The 16,424-nt window shown below is 74.2% G+C and carries 14 protein-coding genes; 10 read left to right on the forward strand and 4 right to left on the reverse strand.

The genetic code is table 11. The features are described from left to right. Positions 1-5 precede the first annotated feature (5 nt). Together K8Z49_RS44225 and K8Z49_RS44230 are read right to left on the reverse strand one after the other, a co-directional pair. Positions 6-701 carry a hypothetical protein gene (locus tag K8Z49_RS44225; protein WP_412516940.1) on the reverse strand — a complete coding sequence of 232 codons (696 nt, stop codon included), beginning with the start codon at positions 699-701 and terminating at the stop codon, positions 6-8. Further along, positions 698-1,285 carry a SigE family RNA polymerase sigma factor gene (locus K8Z49_RS44230; RefSeq protein ID WP_052357332.1) on the reverse strand — a complete coding sequence of 196 codons (588 nt, stop codon included), beginning with the start codon at positions 1,283-1,285 and terminating at the stop codon, positions 698-700. The genes K8Z49_RS44225 and K8Z49_RS44230 overlap by 4 nt, the downstream gene beginning before the upstream one ends. A 299-nt stretch (positions 1,286-1,584) precedes the next feature. Here K8Z49_RS44230 and K8Z49_RS44235 point away from each other — a divergent pair, with 299 nt between their 5' ends. The 4 genes from K8Z49_RS44235 to K8Z49_RS44250 all read left to right on the forward strand — a co-directional run bounded on the left by K8Z49_RS44235 (position 1,585) and on the right by K8Z49_RS44250 (position 4,947). Further along, entirely contained in the window at positions 1,585-1,929 is a 345-nt protein-coding gene (locus K8Z49_RS44235) for a histidine triad nucleotide-binding protein (protein ID WP_021597206.1), read from the forward strand. Positions 1,930-2,051: 122 nt separating this feature from the next. Next, positions 2,052-3,131 (forward strand): PhoH family protein, encoded by a 1,080-nt coding sequence (locus K8Z49_RS44240; RefSeq protein ID WP_024934607.1) that lies wholly within the window; start codon positions 2,052-2,054, stop codon positions 3,129-3,131. Beyond that, on the forward strand, positions 3,128-3,604 hold the full coding sequence (gene ybeY / locus K8Z49_RS44245; RefSeq protein ID WP_412516941.1) for an rRNA maturation RNase YbeY: 477 nt from the start codon (positions 3,128-3,130) through the stop codon (positions 3,602-3,604). Before K8Z49_RS44240 ends, ybeY begins: the two co-directional genes overlap by 4 nt. Continuing rightward, complete coding sequence (locus tag K8Z49_RS44250) at positions 3,604-4,947, forward strand: hemolysin family protein (RefSeq protein ID WP_021597203.1); 1,344 nt, start codon at positions 3,604-3,606, stop codon at positions 4,945-4,947. The genes ybeY and K8Z49_RS44250 overlap by 1 nt, the downstream gene beginning before the upstream one ends. A 234-nt stretch (positions 4,948-5,181) precedes the next feature. Here the strand turns inward: K8Z49_RS44250 and K8Z49_RS44255 are convergent, their stop codons facing one another. Beyond that, positions 5,182-5,517: a cytidine deaminase gene (locus K8Z49_RS44255; protein WP_111832996.1), complete on the reverse strand. Its 336-nt coding sequence runs from the start codon at positions 5,515-5,517 to the stop codon at positions 5,182-5,184. Between the two features lie 133 nt (positions 5,518-5,650). Between K8Z49_RS44255 and K8Z49_RS44260 the strand changes: the two genes are divergently transcribed. The 3 genes from K8Z49_RS44260 to era are packed head-to-tail and all read left to right on the forward strand — an operon-like array spanning position 5,651 to position 12,111. Further along, on the forward strand, positions 5,651-7,783 hold the full coding sequence (locus tag K8Z49_RS44260; RefSeq protein WP_412516942.1) for an MMPL family transporter: 2,133 nt from the start codon (positions 5,651-5,653) through the stop codon (positions 7,781-7,783). A 52-nt stretch (positions 7,784-7,835) separates the two neighbouring features. Next, positions 7,836-11,168 carry a BTAD domain-containing putative transcriptional regulator gene (locus K8Z49_RS44265; protein ID WP_412516943.1) on the forward strand — a complete coding sequence of 1,111 codons (3,333 nt, stop codon included), beginning with the start codon at positions 7,836-7,838 and terminating at the stop codon, positions 11,166-11,168. A 46-nt stretch (positions 11,169-11,214) separates the two neighbouring features. After that, positions 11,215-12,111, forward strand: coding sequence for a GTPase Era (gene era / locus K8Z49_RS44270; protein WP_412516944.1), 897 nt, complete (start codon positions 11,215-11,217; stop codon positions 12,109-12,111). Here the strand turns inward: era and K8Z49_RS44275 are convergent. Continuing rightward, positions 12,102-12,941 carry a hypothetical protein gene (locus K8Z49_RS44275; RefSeq protein ID WP_021600054.1) on the reverse strand — a complete coding sequence of 280 codons (840 nt, stop codon included), beginning with the start codon at positions 12,939-12,941 and terminating at the stop codon, positions 12,102-12,104. The genes era and K8Z49_RS44275 overlap by 10 nt on opposite strands. Before the next feature lie 101 nt (positions 12,942-13,042). Between K8Z49_RS44275 and K8Z49_RS44280 the strand changes: the two genes are divergently transcribed. The 3 genes from K8Z49_RS44280 to leuA all read left to right on the forward strand — a co-directional run bounded on the left by K8Z49_RS44280 (position 13,043) and on the right by leuA (position 16,379). After that, positions 13,043-13,654, forward strand: coding sequence for a hypothetical protein (locus K8Z49_RS44280; RefSeq protein WP_024934604.1), 612 nt, complete (start codon positions 13,043-13,045; stop codon positions 13,652-13,654). A 1-nt stretch (position 13,655) separates the two neighbouring features. After that, positions 13,656-14,468 carry a dimethylargininase gene (ddaH, locus tag K8Z49_RS44285; protein WP_412516945.1) on the forward strand — a complete coding sequence of 271 codons (813 nt, stop codon included), beginning with the start codon at positions 13,656-13,658 and terminating at the stop codon, positions 14,466-14,468. Between the two features lie 183 nt (positions 14,469-14,651). Next, positions 14,652-16,379, forward strand: a complete 1,728-nt coding sequence (gene leuA / locus K8Z49_RS44290; RefSeq protein WP_021599475.1) for a 2-isopropylmalate synthase — start codon at positions 14,652-14,654, stop codon at positions 16,377-16,379. Positions 16,380-16,424 lie beyond the last annotated feature (45 nt).

Raw genomic sequence — 16,424 nt, forward strand, 5'->3', positions numbered from 1 at the left:
CCCGGTCAGGGGGTGGACGCCCCGTCGCCCTGCTCGGACGTCTTCGTGGGCGGGCTCGTCGTGGGCGGCGCCGGCTCGTTGGTCGTGGTGCCCGGGTCGGGCGTCGTGGACGTCGGCGGCGTCGGTGTCGTGGAGGTCGGCGGCGTCGGCGTGTCGCTCGGGCACGCCGTGGCCGACGGGCTCGGGGCGGCCGCGGTGCCGGGCGAGGCGGCGGTCGTGGCGCCGTCCGGCGGCGGGATCTGGCAGGACGACATCCCCGGCGGGGAGGTGGAGCTCGGCGGCTGCGAGCTGCTGGGACCGCCCGGCGTGCTGCCGCCCGGGGACGACGGGGCGGGGAACTCGGGGTTCCCGCCGGCGTCGGTGCGGTCGCCGTCGGTGCCGTTCCCGCCGTTGTGGGACGGCCCGCTGTTGCCGACGGACTGCTGGATCAGGTCGATCGTCTGCGGCGCCGTGACGCCGAGCGCGGCGATCACCACGGCGGCGGCGACGGCCAGCACGGGCCGCGCCCAGTTGACGGTGAACCGGTCGAACCCGAAGCGGGCGGGGCCGAACCGTCCGAAACCGAACCGGCGGCCCTGGCCGTCGGCTATGCGGGCCCGGATGCGCTCCAGGCCGTCGCCCGCGGGGTTGACCGAGTCCGCCTCCGCGTGCAGGGCACGGCGGAGGATCTCGCCGTGCTCGTCGTGGGGGTCGGTGGTCATGAGAACTGCTCCAGAACGTTGCGGAGCGCGGTCATTCCGCGCGCCGTATGACTCTTCACGGCACCGCGCGAGATGCCCATCGCGTTGGCGATCTCCGCTTCGGACAGATCGGCGTAGTAGCGAAGGACGAGCGCCTCCCGCTGGCGGGCGGGAAGCCGGGACAGCGCGTCGATGACGGCCGACCGCTCCAGCTCCCCGATGGCGCCGGCCTCCGCACTCGGCGCGTCCGGCAGGCCCTTCGGGGCGTACTTCTCCACGACGGCGCGGTGCCGGAGCACCGAGCGCGACCGGTTGACCACCGACTGGCGCAGGTACGACAGCGCCTTGTCGGGATCGCGCAGCCGCCGCCAGCCGCCGTGCATCGCGACGAACGCGTCCTGGACGACCTCCTCGGCCGTCCCCGCGTCCCGCACGAGCATGGCCGCCAGCCGCACCAGCGATCGGTAGTTGGCACTGTAGAGGGCGGTCACCGCTTGATCGGCGTCCCAGGCGACGGCCACCGCTCCCGCCGTGCCCCTGGCCACGAGGGTCTCGGTCACGTCAGTGGGACGCGCGCCCTCGTCGCTCGGTTTACGAAAGGGCATGTCTCGGTCTGCCTCGGTCACCTATCCGCCGCCTTTGCCGGCCCCGGCCGTCCATTCGGGCGGTCGCCCTCGGGTGGCATGAATGGGGGCGTCCCCACCCGTCCACGGCGCGCCGCCATGCCCTGCGAACCGGGGGGTACGCCTGAGCTGACAACCTTAACCAGTGCCCGGTCGTCATGCCGACCGCAACCGGAGGTCGGTCCCGGAAACACTATCCGGGGGAGGGCGCCGCAAGCCATGGCGGCGGGGGTCTCGATAGGATTCCGTAGCGGTCGCGGACCGCCCGCGAGGGGAGACAGATGACCGACTGCCTGTTCTGCAAGATCGTTTCCGGGGACGTGCCCGCCAAGATCGTCCGCGAGTCCGCGGGGACGGTGGCGTTCCGCGACATCAACCCGCAGGCGCCGACGCACGTGCTGGTCATCCCGCGTGACCATCACCCCACCGTGGGTGAGCTCGCCGCCTCCGACGCCGGGTTGCTCGCCGAGGTGCTGCGCGAGGCGCACCAGGTCGCGGTGGACGAGGGCGTCGCCGAGTCCGGCTACCGGGTCGTGTTCAACACCGGCGCCCAGGCGGGCCAGACGGTGTTCCACGTGCACGCGCACGTGCTGGGCGGGCGTGGCCTGAATTGGCCGCCCGGCTGAGCGGATCCCGGCCGCCGGAAAACCGTCGGCGCGTCGTCGGGGGTCGTCGGTACGATGGAACCGGCACGCACCGACACCCGGAGCAGACAGAAGGCAGGTCCGAAGGCCGCAAGGCCCGGCTGATGGTCGAATCAACTCACACGAGGTCAACTCGCACGGGGCGCGACGACCGCGACGGCTCGCGCTCGCAGATCAAGATCGTAGTGCCGGACGACCATTCGATGGTGAGCCTGCTGGGCTCCCGGGACGAGCTGCTCCACGCGATCGAGCAGGCGTTCGGCGACGACATCGACATCCACGTCCGCGGCAACGAGATCACCGTGACCGGCCCGGAGAGCGAGACGGACCTGGTCTCCCGGCTCTTCACCGAGATGCTCGACCTGCTGAAGGGCGGCACCCAGCTCACGCCCGACGCCGTCGAGCGCAGCCTCGCGATGATGCGCGGCGAGACCGACGCGCGTCCCGCCGAGGTCCTCACGCTGGACGTGCTGTCCAGCCGCGGCCGCACGATCCGCCCGAAGACGCTGAACCAGCGGCGGTACGTCGACGCGATCGACAAGCACACGATCGTGTTCGGGATCGGCCCGGCCGGCACCGGCAAGACGTACCTGGCGATGGCCAAGGCCGTCCGCGCGCTGCAGGACAAGAAGGTCAACCGGATCATCCTCACGCGCCCGGCCGTGGAGGCGGGCGAGCGGCTCGGCTTCCTGCCCGGGACGCTCTACGAGAAGATCGACCCGTACCTGCGCCCGCTCTACGACGCGCTGCACGACATGGTCGACCCCGACTCGATCCCGCGGCTGATGGCCGCCGGCACGATCGAGGTCGCCCCCCTGGCCTACATGCGCGGCCGCACGCTGAACGACTCGTTCATCATCCTGGACGAGGCGCAGAACACCTCGCCCGAGCAGATGAAGATGTTCCTCACCCGGCTCGGGTTCGGGTCGAAGGTCGTCGTCACCGGCGACGTCACGCAGGTCGACCTGCCGAACGGGCAGCTGAGCGGCCTGCGCGTCGTGCAGGACATCCTCGACGGCGTCGAGGACATCCACTTCTGCCGGCTCGACAGCCGCGACGTCGTCCGCCACAAGCTGGTCACCGACATCGTCGACGCCTACAACCGCTACGACGAGAAGCAGGTGCCCGACTTCAAGCGCGGCGCGGCGGCGCGCGACGGGTCCCGCAAGCGGGGGCGGCGGTGACCGTCGAGGTGCTGAACGAGTCCGGCGTCCCGGTCGACGAGCAGGCCCTCGCCGGGCTCTCCCGGCACGTCCTGGACGGGATGCGCGTCCACCCGCTCGCCGAGCTGTCGGTGCTCCTCGTCGACGAGGCCGCGATGACCGGGCTTCACGAGAAGTGGATGGACGAGCCCGGCCCCACCGACGTGCTGTCGTTCCCCATGGACGAGCTGCGCCCCGGCCACATGTCCGGCGGCGCCGACGAGGACGGCGAGACCGACCCCGGGCTGCTCGGCGACGTCGTCCTGTGCCCCGCGGTCGCGGAGCGGCAGGCGCGCGACGCCGGGCACAGCACCGAGGACGAGCTGCAGCTGCTGTGCGCGCACGGCATCCTGCACCTCCTCGGCTACGACCACGCCGAGCCGGAGGAGCACAAGGAGATGTTCGGCCTGCAGGCCGGGCTCCTGACCTCCTGGCGGGAGAAACGCGGCGGCTGATGAGCACCGCGCAGGCGTGGCTGTCCGCCCTGGCGGTGGGCCTGGTCTTCATGGCCGGCCTGCTGGCCGGCACCGAGACGGCGCTCGCCCGGGTGTCCCGCGTCACCGTCGAGGAGGTCGTCCGGGAGGGGCGGCGCGGCTCCGCGCGGCTCGCCGAGGTCGTCGCCGACCCGGCCCGCTACGTCAACATGGTCCTCCTCCTGCGGATCGGCTGCGAGCTCGTCGCCACCGTGATCGTCGCGGACCTGTGCATCTCCTGGCTGGACGAGACGTGGCGCGCCTACGTCACCGCCGCCGCGATCATGATCGTGGTGAGCTACGTGGTGATCGGCGTCGGGCCGCGCACCCTCGGCATCCAGCACGCCGACCGGATCGCGCTCGCCGGCGCCGCCGTCATCCACCCGGTGACCCGGGTGTTCGGGCCGCTGCCCCGGCTGCTGATCGCGCTCGGCAACGCGCTGACCCCCGGCAAGGGCTTCCGGGAGGGCCCGTTCGCCTCCGAGGCGGAACTGCGCGATCTGGTCGACCTGGCCGAGCAGCGCAGCCTCATCGAACCGGTCGAGCGCGAAATGATCCACTCGGTGTTCGAGCTGGGCGACACCCTCGTCCGCGAGGTGATGGTCCCGCGCACCGACATCGTGTTCGTCGAACGCGGCAAGACGCTCCGGCAGGCGATGTCCCTCGCCCTGCGCAGCGGCTTCTCCCGCATCCCCGTCGTCGGGGAGAACGAGGACGACGTCGTCGGCATCGCCTACCTCAAGGACATCGTTCGCCGCAGCCAGGAGAACCCCGGCGGCGAGGAGGCCGAGACGGTCGGCTCGGTCATGCGGCCCGCCACCTACGTCCCCGACAGCAAGCCGATCGACGAGCTGCTGCGCGAGATGCAGGCCCAGCAGACCCACGTCGCGATCGTCATCGACGAGTACGGCGGCACCGCCGGCCTCGTCACCATCGAGGACATCCTGGAGGAGATCGTCGGCGAGATCACCGACGAGTACGACGTGGAGACCCCGCCCGTCACCTGGCTGGAGGACGGCGCCGCCCGCGTCACCGCCCGCCTCCCCGTCGAGGACCTCGCCGAGCTCTTCGACGTCGAGATCGACGTCGAGGAGGTCGAGACGGTCGGCGGCCTCCTCGCCCACGCCCTGGGCCGCGTCCCCATCGAAGGCTCCACCGCCGAGGTGGGCACCGGCGACGGCGGCCCCACCCTGACCCTGAAGGCGGAGACCATAGCCGGCCGCCGCAACCGCGTGGGCACGGTGCTGGTCCGGGGGAGCAGGCCCACCCAGGCGAGCGACCCCCTGGACCCCCCGTCACGCGCCGGTCGCTCCTCACGAAGTTGACCCAGGGGGCGACCCCCTGGAACCCCCGTCACAAGCCGGTCGATCCTCACGCCACGGCGCGGGTCGCTGCGACCGTGCGGGTTGGTGACGTCGCTGCGGTCGCCCGGCTCGACGGGCATGCGCCCCCGCTCGCTGCACTCGCTCCACGCGCCTGCCCGTGACCCTGGCTGAGCTTCGAACCCGAGAGCGTCGAAAGTGGCACGTCCGGGAGGCGGATCAGGTCAGAGACACGGATCAGGTGAGGGTGGTGCGGACGGTGCCGTCGGGGCCCGCCACCAGGACCGGGGCCTTGGGGCCGAGGTCGCGGACGGCGGTGACGTCGGACGGGTCCGGTGCTTCGGCGGCGGTGACGACGGCGGCGGCCTCCAGGTCTTCGGCGCCGCTGGAGACGGCCATCGCCACGGCGACCTTGAGGGCCGAGAGCTTCAGGGACGGCAGGTCCACGCTCGTCGCCGAATAGGTGCGGCCGGTCTCGTCGCGCACGGCGGCCCCCTCCGCGGCGCCTGCCCGCGCCCGCGCCGACCTGGCCAGGGTGATGATCTTCGCGTCCTCGGCGTTCAGCTCGCTCACCCCCCAAGCCTACGGCCCCGCTCGGCCAGGGACCCCGGTCGGCTCGTGAGCCCTCAAGTCGCTCGCAAGTGGGTGACAAGGGGGCTTTGTGAGGGTTAGGGCGTTGAACACTGTCGTTCTTGGGGGAGACGTGATGTCCCGTCTGCTTTATCGGCTGGGGAGGGCCGCCGCCGTGCGGCCCTGGCGGTTCATCGCCGTGTGGGTGGTGCTCGTCGCGGCGATGGCCGGGCTGGCCGGGGTCGCCGGGGGTGCGCTGCACGACGACTACACGCTGGCCGGGACGGGGTCGCAGCGGGCCACCGATCTGCTGGAGGAGCGGTTCCCGGCGCTGTCGGGGGCGGACGCCCGCGTCGTCGTCCACGCGAAGGCGGGGGCGGTCGACCGGGCGAAGCTGGACGCGGCGTCGGCGGAGCTGCGGGGGCTGCCGCACGTCAGCGCGGTGGATCCGGCACAGGTCGGCAAGGGCGGCGCGACCGCGCTGGTGACCGTCCGGTACTCGGTGCCGGTCACGGATCTGGAGCCCGGGGAGACGCTGGACCTGCTGCGGTCGGCGACGAAGAACCTGGACGCGGCCGGCTACCAGGTGGAGTTCGGCGGCCAGGTGCCGGAGAACGTGACCGCGCCCGGCGGGGTGGCCGAGGCGATCGGGATCGTGGCCGCGCTCGTCATCCTGCTGCTGGCGTTCGGGTCGGTGGTGGCCGCGGGGCTGCCGCTGGCGGTGGCGCTGGCCGGGCTCGGTGTGGGCGTGTCGGGGATCACGCTGGTGGCCGCGGTCACCGACGTCGCGACCACCGCGCCGACGCTGGCGACCATGGTCGGGCTGGGCGTCGGCATCGACTACGCGCTGTTCGTCCTCACCCGGCACCGGGAGGGGCTGGCCGAGGGGCTCGACGTTCCCGAGGCGGTGGGGCGCGCCATCGCGACGGCCGGGCTGTCGGTGCTGTTCGCCGGGTTCACGGTGCTGCTGGCGCTGTGCGGCCTGGTGCTGTCGCGGATCCCGGTGTTCATGACGATGGGCTTCACGACCGGGCTGGTCGTCGCGGCCACCGTGCTGAGCGCCGTCACGCTGCTGCCCGCGGTGCTGGGGCTCGCCGGGCGCCGGGTGCTGCGCCGCCGTGACCGGGCCGCCGGCGCGGCGATCGGCGTGGATTCCCCGCGGGTGCGGCGCTGGGCGGGGCACGTCGGGCGGCACCCGTGGCCGTGGCTGCTCGGTGCGGCGGTGCTGATGCTGGCTCTCGCCGCGCCCGCGGCGGGCATGCGGACCTGGCCGAGCGACGCGAGCAGCGAGCCGACGTCCAACACCGTCCGGCAGGCCTACGACCTGGTCGCGGACGGCTTCGGGCCCGGCGCCAACGGCCCGCTCGTCGTCGCGGTCGACCTGGCGAAGACCGATCCGGGCGCCCTGCCGGGGCTGGGGGAGCGGCTCGCCCGCACGGACGGCGTCACGGCCGTGTCGCCGCCGCAGCTGTCCCCGGGCCGCGACGCCGCCGTGATCATGGTCACGCCGGAGTACGGGCCGCAGGACGAGCGGGTGACCGGCCTCGTCGACCGGATCCGCGCGGACGCGCTGCCGCCGGACGCGGAGATCACCGGGCTGACCGCCGCCTACGTGGACCTGTCCCGGATGCTGTCCGAACGGCTGTGGCCGGTGATCGGCGCGGTGGTGGCGACCTCGTTCCTCATGCTGATGATCGTGTTCCGGTCGCTGCTGGCGCCGCTGAAGGCCGCCGCGATGAACCTGCTGTCGATCGGCGCCGCGTACGGGGTGCTGACGGCGGTGTTCCAGTGGGGGTGGGGCGCCGAGCTGCTCGGCCTCCCGCACAGCGTGCCGGTGTCGTCGTTCATCCTGCTGCTGATGTTCGCGGTCCTGTTCGGCGTGTCCATGGACTACGAGGTCTTCCTGCTCTCGCGGGTCAGGGAGGAGTGGCTGCGGCACGGCGACGCGCGCGGCTCGGTGACCCGGGGGCTCGCCGCGACCGGGCGGGTCATCTCCAGCGCGGCGCTGATCATGGTGGCGGTGTTCCTCGGCTTCGCCGCCGATCCCGGCCTGGTCATCAAGCAGATGGGGGTGGGGCTCGCGGTGGCCGTGGCGCTGGACGCGACCGTCGTCCGGCTGGTGCTGGTGCCCGCCACGATGTCCCTGCTCGGGCGCGCCAACTGGTGGCTTCCGCGGCCGCTCGCCCGCGTCCTGCCGGACATCGACCTGCACGGCGGTGCCGAACCGGCGGGGGCGGCCGAGCGGGAGCTCGAACCCACCGGGGCGTAACCGGGGGAGTGATCACGATGGTGCGGCATGTCCCGGTTAGGCTGAGCGGGACATGTCGCCTGTCGTACGCGTTCTCGGGGCCTTCGGCGCCGAGGTGGCGGGGGTTGCCGCCGACCTCGGCGGTCCCCGGCAGCGCTCCGTGCTCGCGCGCCTCGTCGCCGCGCGGGGCGCGATGGTGACCGCGGACCGGCTCGTGGAGGACCTGTGGGCCGGGACGGCCCCGCCGCGGGCCGCCGCCGGCCTGCAGTCCTTCGTGTCGCACCTGCGCCGCGCGCTCGAACCGGACCGCCCGCCCCGCACGCCCGCGCGGGTCCTGGTCACCGAGCCGCCGGGGTACGCGCTCCGGCTGCCGGCCGGCGGCGTCGACGCGTGGCGGTTCGACGCGCTGATCGACGAGGCCGCCGAGCTGCTGGCCGGCGACCCGGCGGAGGCGCGCCGCCGGGCGGAGGCCGCGCTCGCCGAGTGGCGCGGGCCCGCCTACGCCGAGTTCGCGGACCTGCCGTGGGCCGCCGCCGAGGCCGCCCGGCTGGACGAGCGCCGCCGCCTCGCCGTCGAGCGTCGCGCGGAGGCGATGCTCCGGCTCGCCGCCGCCGCGGAGGCCGTCCCCGACCTGGAGGCGCACGCCGCCGGCAACCCGCTGCGCGAGGAGGCGTGGCGGCTGCTGGCCCTGGCCCTGTACCGGGCCGGACGGCAGGGCGACGCCCTCGCCGCCCTGCGGCGCGCCCGCGCGGCGCTGAGCGAGGAACTGGGCGTCGATCCCGGCCCGGCCCTGCGCCGCCTGGAGATCGACATCCTGGCCCAGGCGCCCGCGCTGGGGGCGGAGGAGGCTCCGCGCAGCCGCCCCGTCCTGCGGCCGGCGCCGGGACCGCGGGAGCGGGCGGCGTTCGTCGGGCGCGCCGAGGAGCTGGCCAGGCTGGGGGACGCCGCCCGCGCCGCCGAGGCGGGCCGGGCCGCCGTCGCCCTCGTCGGCGGCGACGCGGGCATGGGGAAGACCGCGCTCGCCGAACGGTTCGCGCGGCGGCTCGCCGAGCGCGGCTGGACGTGCGCCTGGGGCCGGGCCCCGGAGACCGGGGGAGCGCCCGCGGCCTGGCCGTGGGCCGAGCTGCTGCGCGAGCTGGCCGCCGCCGCGCCGCCCGCCGCCGGGCCGGCCGAGCGCCTCGGCCCGCTGCTGGACGACGCCGTCACCGGCCCCGGCGACGCCGACGTGAGCACCGGGCGGTTCCGGCTCCACCTGGCCGTCGGCGACTACCTCGCGGGCGTCGCGGAGACGGCGCCGCTCCTGCTCGTCCTGGACGACCTGCACTGGGCCGACGAGGAGACGCTCGCCCTGCTGGTCCGGCTCGCCGGGCGGCTGCGGGACCGTCCCGTCCTGCTGCTCGCCACGTTCCGGCAGACCGAGGTCCCCGACGGCCTCGCCGCCGCGCTGGCCGCCCTCGCCCGGCACGAGCCCGTGCGGATCGAGCTCGGCGGCCTGTCGCCCGCCGACGTCGCCGTCCTCGTCCGCGGCACCTGCGACACCGACCTGGCCGACGCGGAGCTGGCGGCGATCGCCGAGCGGACCGGCGGCAACCCGTTCTTCACCCGGGAGACGGCCCGGCTCATCGACGCCGAGGGCCTGCCCGCCGCGACGCGCCGGGTGCCGGCCGGCGTCGGGGACGTGCTGCGCCGCCGCATCGCCCGGCTGCCGGGACCGGCCCGGTCCGTGCTGCGGGACGCCGCCGTCCTCGGCCGGGACGCGGACCTGCGCGTCCTGTCCGACCTGGCCGGGGACGAGGAGACGGTGATCGACGCCGTCGAGGCCGGCCTCGGCAGCGGGCTGGTCACCGAGCCCGCGCCCGGCCGGATGCGGTTCGCGCACGCGCTCGTCCGCGACACCCTCTACGACGGGGTCTCGCGGGCCCGCCGGCGCCGGCTCCACGGCCGGGTCGCCGCCGCCCTCGAACGGCACGCCCCCGGCGAGGCCGCCGCGATCGCGCACCACTACCTGGAGGCGGGCACGGACCCGGCCAAGGCCGTCCGGTACGCGCGGCGCGCCGCCGCGGCCGCCGAGGCCCGCTACGCGCACGCCGCCGCGGCCGACCTGTGGGTCCGCGTCGTGGAGACCCTGCGCGCCCAGGGGCCGGAGGCGGCCCCGGACCGGCTGGAGGCCGAGGCCGCCGCGATCCGCTCCACCGCGCTCGCCGGGCAGGTCGTGGACGCGCGGGACCGGCGGCGCGCGGCCATCGCCGAGGCCCGCGCCTTCGGCGACGTCCGGCTGCTCTCCCGGATCATCGTCGGCTTCGACATCCCGACGCTGTGGACGAGCCGCGAGTACGGCAGCCGCGACGACGCCGTGGTGGACGCCACCGACGAGGCGCTCGCCCGGCTCCCGCGGGACGAGCGGGAGCTGCGCGTCCGGCTGCTGACCACGCTGGCCATGGAGCTGGAGGGCGAGCAGAACGACCGGGGCCTGACGGCCTCCGAGGAGGCGCTGCGCACGGCCCGCGACCTGGACGACCCCGAACTGATCGCCGTCGCGCTCAACGGCGCCTACATCAACCGCTACCGGACGGCGGAGGACCTGGCCGAGCGCCTCCGGATCGCCTCCGAACTGCTCGACGTGGCGACCGAGCACGACCTCGGCACCTACCGCGTCCTCGCGCACCTGCAGCTCCAGCAGGCGAGCGTCGCCGCCCTGGACCTGCCCGCCGCGCACCGGCACCTCGCGGAGGGGCGGCGGCTCGCCGACCAGTACGGGCTGCCGCTGCTCGCCAGCATCGCGGACTGGTACGCGGGCCTCGTCCGCGCCTTCACCGCCCCGGCCGAGGAGGCGGAGCACGCGTTCGCCGAGGTCGGCCGCGCCATCGGCCGGACCAACATCTGGTTCAGCGAGCGCGGCATGGCGGTCCTCGGCCCGTTCTGCCTGCGGGTGGTCCAGGGGCGGGCCGGGGAGATGGTGGACGAGGCCGCCTGGCTGCACGGGCAGTGGGGGCACGTCGCGGCCACCGCCGACGTGTACGCCCTCGCCCTGGCCTCCGCCGGCCGCGCCGCGGACGCCCGGCGGGCCGTCGCCGGGACGGGGCCCGTCCGGCTCGACTACTTCTACGACCTCACCATGGCGATCCGCGGGCTCCGGGCCGTGGCCCTGGGCGATCGCCCCCTGGCCGAGGAGGCCTACGCGCGCCTCCTGCCCTACGAGGGGCACTTCTCCGGCGGCGCCACCGCCATCGCCACGGTCGGCCCGGTCGCGCACATCCTCGGCGACCTCGCCCGCCTCCTCGACCGCCCGGCGGACGTGGCGGCCGGGCACTACAGGCGCGCCGCCGGCGTCGCCGCCCGCCTCGGCGCGGCCTACTGGATCGAGGCGGCCACCGCGGCGCTCGACCGGCTCGGCACCGCGGCATGACCCGACACGACTACACTGTCCGGGCCCGAACGAGGAGGACACCGCAATGACCATGCGCGCCGGGTTCGCGTGCTTCATCGGGCGCCCGAACGTGGGCAAGTCGACCCTGATGAACGCCCTGGTGGGCACCAAGGTCGCGATCACCAGCAGCCGCCCGCAGACGACGCGGCGCGCCATCCGGGGGATCGTGCACCGGCCGGACGCGCAGCTCGTCGTGGTCGACACCCCCGGCCTGCACAAGCCCCGCACGCTGCTCGGGGAGCGGCTCGACAGCCTCGTCCGGTCGACGCTGACCGAGGTGGACGCGATCGGGTTCTGCGTCCCGGCGGACCAGCCGGTCGGGCCCGGCGACAAGTACATCGCCCGGGAGCTGGCCTCGGTGAAGAAGACGCCGGTGGTCGCGATCGTCACCAAGACCGACCTGGCCGCGCCGGAACGGGTGGCCGAGCAGCTCCTCGCGGTCGGGCGGCTCGGCGAGTTCGCCGACATCGTGCCGTGCTCCGCCGAGAGCGGGTTCCAGGTCGGCCTGGTCGGCGACCTGCTGATCGGCCACCTGCCCGAGGGCATGCCCCTCTACCCGGAGGACGACCTCACCGACGAGCCCGAGCAGGTCCTCGTCGGCGAGCTGATCCGCGAGGCCGCGCTGGAGGGCGTCCGCGACGAGCTGCCCCACTCGATCGCCGTCACCGTGGACGAGATGGGCCCGCGCGAGGGCCGCGACGACATGATCGACGTCTACGCGCACCTGTTCGTCGAGCGCCCCAGCCAGAAGGGGATCATCATCGGGCACCAGGGCTCGCGGCTGCGGGAGGTCGGCGCGGCGGCGCGCCGGCAGATCGAGGCGCTGCTCGGCACGAAGGTGTTCCTCGACCTGCGCGTCAGCGTCCTCAAGGACTGGCAGCGCGACCCCAAGCAGCTCCGCCGGCTCGGGTTCTACGACTGACCGGCGTCCCGCCCGGGGGCCTGGTCCTCTGGCTGCTCGTCGGGCCGGGGCTCCGGTGCCGCGTCCGCGTGCGCCGCATGCTCCTCGCGGCCCCACGCCTGGTCCTCCGACGGCCAGGCGGCGTACTCGCCGGTCGAGTACCGCTGGTCCGAGTACTGGTCCGGGTACTGCTGGTCCGGATACCGCTGGTCCGGGTGCGCGTACTGCGGATGGTGCGGCTGCCCCGCCTCCCGGTGCGCCGACACCCGCTCGCTGATGGGACGGGCGAGGCTGAAGCCGACGACCAGCAGGGACGCGATGACCGCGAGGTACCAGCCGAACCGGACGGTGATCTGGTAGCCGAGGTCCAGCCCGGTGTCGGGCAGGTTGTCGCGGACGTCGTCGAGCCGCAGCACGAACAGGCCGCACACCAGCAGGGCGAGCATGCCGGGGACGGCGGCGAGCGCGCCGATCCGCGCGTCCCGCCCGATCAGGTCCCAGGCGGCCAGCGCGATCGAGACCACCGCGAGCACCGGGACGGCGAGGACCGTGCCGTCGGCGTCGATGCCCGCCAGGCTGCCGATGTCGCGGCTCAGCGTGCGGCCGAACAGGTCGACGACGACCTGGGCCCGCGCCCACGGCAGGAACGCCGCCACCAGCAGTGCCGACGCCGCGACGATCATGGCGAGGATCCAGGGCGTGCCGCGCCGCGGCGGGTATCCGGCGGGGACGGCCCCGTCGCCGGTCGAGGTGGCCGGCGCCTCCGGCGGCGGCGGGTAGCCGTCGACGGGCGGCAGGAAGGTCGGGCGAGACCGCGCGCGCTCCGCGTCGGATCCGAGGTCACCGGTCATGGACCCAGCGTAAACGCAGGAACGGCATTGTCCGGGACGCCCCCGGCGGCGGCGCCGGATCGGTACTTTGGAACGAAGTCCGTTATGGGAGGAGAGCCCCGGTGTTGCTCGTTTTCGGCCTGACGGCGGTGTTCCGTACCGTCAGCGAGGGGACGTTCCACTGCCCGCAGTGCGGGGGCGACCGCGCCTACCGGCGGCGGGCCGGGCGCCGCTGGTTCTCGGTGTTCTTCGTCCCGATGGTGCCGCTGTGGCGGCTCGGGCACGCCGTGGAGTGCCGGACGTGCCGGGGCCGGTTCCCGGTGTCGGCGCTGCGGACGCCGACCGCCCGGCAGATGGCCGAGGCGCTCGCCGCCGGGATGCGGGCGGCGGCGGCCCTGGTGCTGCGCGCCGGCGACCCGGCCGACGCCGCGTCCCGCGCCCGCGCGGTCGCGACGGTGACCGGGTACGGCGAGCCGGAGTACGACGGCGACGCCGTCGACGCCGATCTCGCGCTGCGCCGCACCTTCCTGGAGCAGGAGGTCGTCCGGGCGGGCGCCCAGCTCGCCGTGGAGGCCAAGGAGTGGTTCCTCGCGCAGGCCGTCCGGATCGGCCTGGCCGACGGGCCGCTCGGCGAGGGGGAGCGGCTGGCCCTGCACGGTGTCGCGGACCTGCTCGGGATGTCCCGCGCCTACGCGCTCGGCGTCATCGTGACCACGGAGGGGGCGGCGCGCTGACATGGGCCCTGCCACCGGCGACATGGGCCCTGCCACCGGCCCGCGCGGCACCGGGAGGGCGCTGGTCCGGGCGCCGGGCCCGCGGCTGGCCGAGGGGATCGTCACGCACGCGGCGCCCCGCCCGGTGGACACCGCCCTCGCGGCGCGCCAGCACGCGGCGTACGTCGCGGCGCTGCGGTCGGCGGGCTGGCGGGTCCGCGACGTCGCACCCGCCGACGACCACCCGGACGCGGTGTTCGTCGAGGACGCCCTGGTCGTCTGCGGCGACCTGGCGATCCTCGGCCGGTCGGGCGCGCCGGGCCGCCGCGGCGAGCTCGCCGGGGCGGAGTGGGCGGCGCGGGAGCTGGGCCTGCGGGTCGAGCGGATCACGGCGCCGGGGACCCTGGACGGCGGCGACGTCCTCGCGGTCGGCGACACGGTCTACGTCGGGCGCGGCGCCCGGACGAACGAGGAGGGCATCTGCCAGCTCGCGCGCCTGCTGGGCGGGCGGAAGGTCGTCCCGGTGGGCATCAGCGGCTGCCTGCACCTGAAGTCGGCGATGACCGCGCTGCCGGACGGCGGCCTGATCGGCGTCCCGGACATGGTGGACACGTCGGTGCTGCCCGGCCTGCGCGTCGCGCCGGAGCCGGAGGGGGCGCACGTGGTGCTGCTCGGGCCGGGCCACGTCCTGATGTCGGCGGCGGCGCCGCGCACGGCCGCGTCCCTCGCGGCGGACGGGCTGCGCGTCACGAGCGTCGACATCAGCGAGTTCGAGGCGCTGGACGGCTGCGTGACCTGCCTCAGCGTGCTCGTCCCCGGACGGGACGGGGAATGACCGTCTCATCATCCGGACGCCGGTTTCCGTGACTCGGATGCCATCTGTTAACTTGGCCCTCGTGTTGCGTGAGCTGCTCCTCCTTAGCGGCCGCAGCGGGGGCCTGTAACCAGGTCGGCTCCCTCGCTGCGGGAGTTCAACGTGGACGTCGGCCGCGAGGTTCGAGCAGAGAGACCCCAACGGATGTATCCGCAACAGCAGTCCTCCGGCATGCCCTTCCAGCGCTACCGGCCCTTCGCCCCCGTCAGGCTCGCCGACCGGACGTGGCCGGACGCCGTCATCACCGAGGCGCCCCGCTGGTGCGCCGTCGACCTGCGCGACGGCAACCAGGCCCTGATCGACCCGATGGACGCCCACCGCAAGCTCAAGATGTTCGAGCTGCTGGTACGGATGGGGTACAAGGAGATCGAGGTCGGGTTCCCGGCGGCCAGCCAGACCGACTACGACTTCGTCCGGCAGATCATCGAAGAGGACCGGATCCCCGACGACGTGGTGATCCAGGTCCTGACGCAGGCCCGCCCCGAGCTGATCGAGCGGACCTTCGAGTCGGTCCGCGGCGCGAAGCAGGCGATCGTCCACCTGTACAACTCGACGAGCACCCTGCAGCGCCGCGTCGTGTTCGGGCAGGACAGGGACGGCATCACCGCGATCGCCGTCGAGGGCGCCAAGCTGTGCGCCAAGCTCGCCGAGGACATGGGCGACACCGAGATCTTCTTCCAGTACTCGCCCGAGTCGTTCACCGGCACCGAGCTGGAGTACGCCGTCGAGGTCTGCAACGCCGTCAACGACGTGTGGAAGCCGGCGCCGGACAGGAAGGTCATCGTCAACCTGCCGGCCACGGTCGAGATGGCCACCCCGAACGTGTACGCCGACCAGATCGAGTGGATGAACCGGAACCTGGCCTACCGGGACTCCGTCATCCTGTCCCTGCACCCGCACAACGACCGCGGGACGGCCGTCGCCGCCGCCGAGCTGGGCTACATGGCGGGCGCCGACCGCATCGAGGGCTGCCTGTTCGGCAACGGCGAGCGCACCGGCAACGTGTGCCTGGTCACGCTGGGCCTGAACCTGTTCACCCAGGGCGTCGACCCGCAGATCGACTTCTCCGACATCGATGAAATCCGCCGGACGGTCGAGTACTGCAACCAGCTGCCCGTGCACGAGCGCCACCCCTACGGCGGCGACCTGGTGTACACCGCGTTCTCCGGCTCGCACCAGGACGCCATCAACAAGGGCTTCGACCACCTGCGCAAGGACGCCGAGGCCGCCGGGGTGCCGGTGGACGATTACCGCTGGGAGGTCCCGTACCTGCCGATCGACCCGCACGACGTCGGCCGGACCTACGAGGCCGTCATCCGGGTCAACAGCCAGTCCGGCAAGGGCGGCGTCGCCTACGTGATGAAGACCGAGCACGCGCTGGAGCTGCCGCGGCGGCTGCAGATCGAGTTCTCCCGGGTCGTGCAGGAGCACACCGACACCGCGGGCGGCGAGGTCACGGCCGAGCGGATGTGGGAGATCTTCGAGTCGGAGTTCCTCGCCAACGGGCCGCGCGCCGGGCTGCTGGCCCACCGCACGACGTCCCGCGTGGACGAGAAGGACGCGCTCAGCTGCGACGTCCGGGTGGACGGCGAGATCCGCGAGATCGAGGGCGTCGGCAACGGCCCGGTCTCGGCGTTCCAGGACGCGCTCGACACGGTCGGGATCGGCGTGCGGGTGCTGGACTACGCCGAGCACGCGATGAGCGCGGGCGGCGACGCGCGCGCCGCCGCCTACGTCGAGTGCGACGTCCGGTTCGGCGACGGGGACGGGACGACGGTGTGGGGCGTCGGCATCGACGGCAACATCGTCACCGCGTCCCTCAAGGCGATGCTGTCCGCGGTCAACCGCGTCGCCCGCGCGCAAGGAATGTAAGCGGTTTGCGCCCGCCCTGCTGAACTTGCAGGGCGGCGTCGTATA

The organism is Actinomadura madurae (genome assembly GCF_047130825.1).
GTDB classification, from domain to species: domain Bacteria; phylum Actinomycetota; class Actinomycetes; order Streptosporangiales; family Streptosporangiaceae; genus Spirillospora; species Spirillospora madurae.

Coding starts and splice junctions, on each gene's coding strand:
- K8Z49_RS44235 (WP_021597206.1), top strand. CDS start 1,585: ATGACCGACTGCCTGTTCTGCAAGATCGTTTCCGGGGACGTGCCCGCC.
- K8Z49_RS44225 (WP_412516940.1), bottom strand. CDS start 701: ATGACCACCGACCCCCACGACGAGCACGGCGAGATCCTCCGCCGTGCC.
- K8Z49_RS44240 (WP_024934607.1), top strand. CDS start 2,052: ATGGTCGAATCAACTCACACGAGGTCAACTCGCACGGGGCGCGACGAC.
- K8Z49_RS44265 (WP_412516943.1), top strand. CDS start 7,836: ATGTCGCCTGTCGTACGCGTTCTCGGGGCCTTCGGCGCCGAGGTGGCG.
- K8Z49_RS44275 (WP_021600054.1), bottom strand. CDS start 12,941: ATGACCGGTGACCTCGGATCCGACGCGGAGCGCGCGCGGTCTCGCCCG.
- ddaH (WP_412516945.1), top strand. CDS start 13,656: ATGGGCCCTGCCACCGGCGACATGGGCCCTGCCACCGGCCCGCGCGGC.
- era (WP_412516944.1), top strand. CDS start 11,215: ATGACCATGCGCGCCGGGTTCGCGTGCTTCATCGGGCGCCCGAACGTG.
- K8Z49_RS44250 (WP_021597203.1), top strand. CDS start 3,604: ATGAGCACCGCGCAGGCGTGGCTGTCCGCCCTGGCGGTGGGCCTGGTC.
- leuA (WP_021599475.1), top strand. CDS start 14,652: ATGTATCCGCAACAGCAGTCCTCCGGCATGCCCTTCCAGCGCTACCGG.
- K8Z49_RS44260 (WP_412516942.1), top strand. CDS start 5,651: ATGTCCCGTCTGCTTTATCGGCTGGGGAGGGCCGCCGCCGTGCGGCCC.
- K8Z49_RS44230 (WP_052357332.1), bottom strand. CDS start 1,285: ATGCCCTTTCGTAAACCGAGCGACGAGGGCGCGCGTCCCACTGACGTG.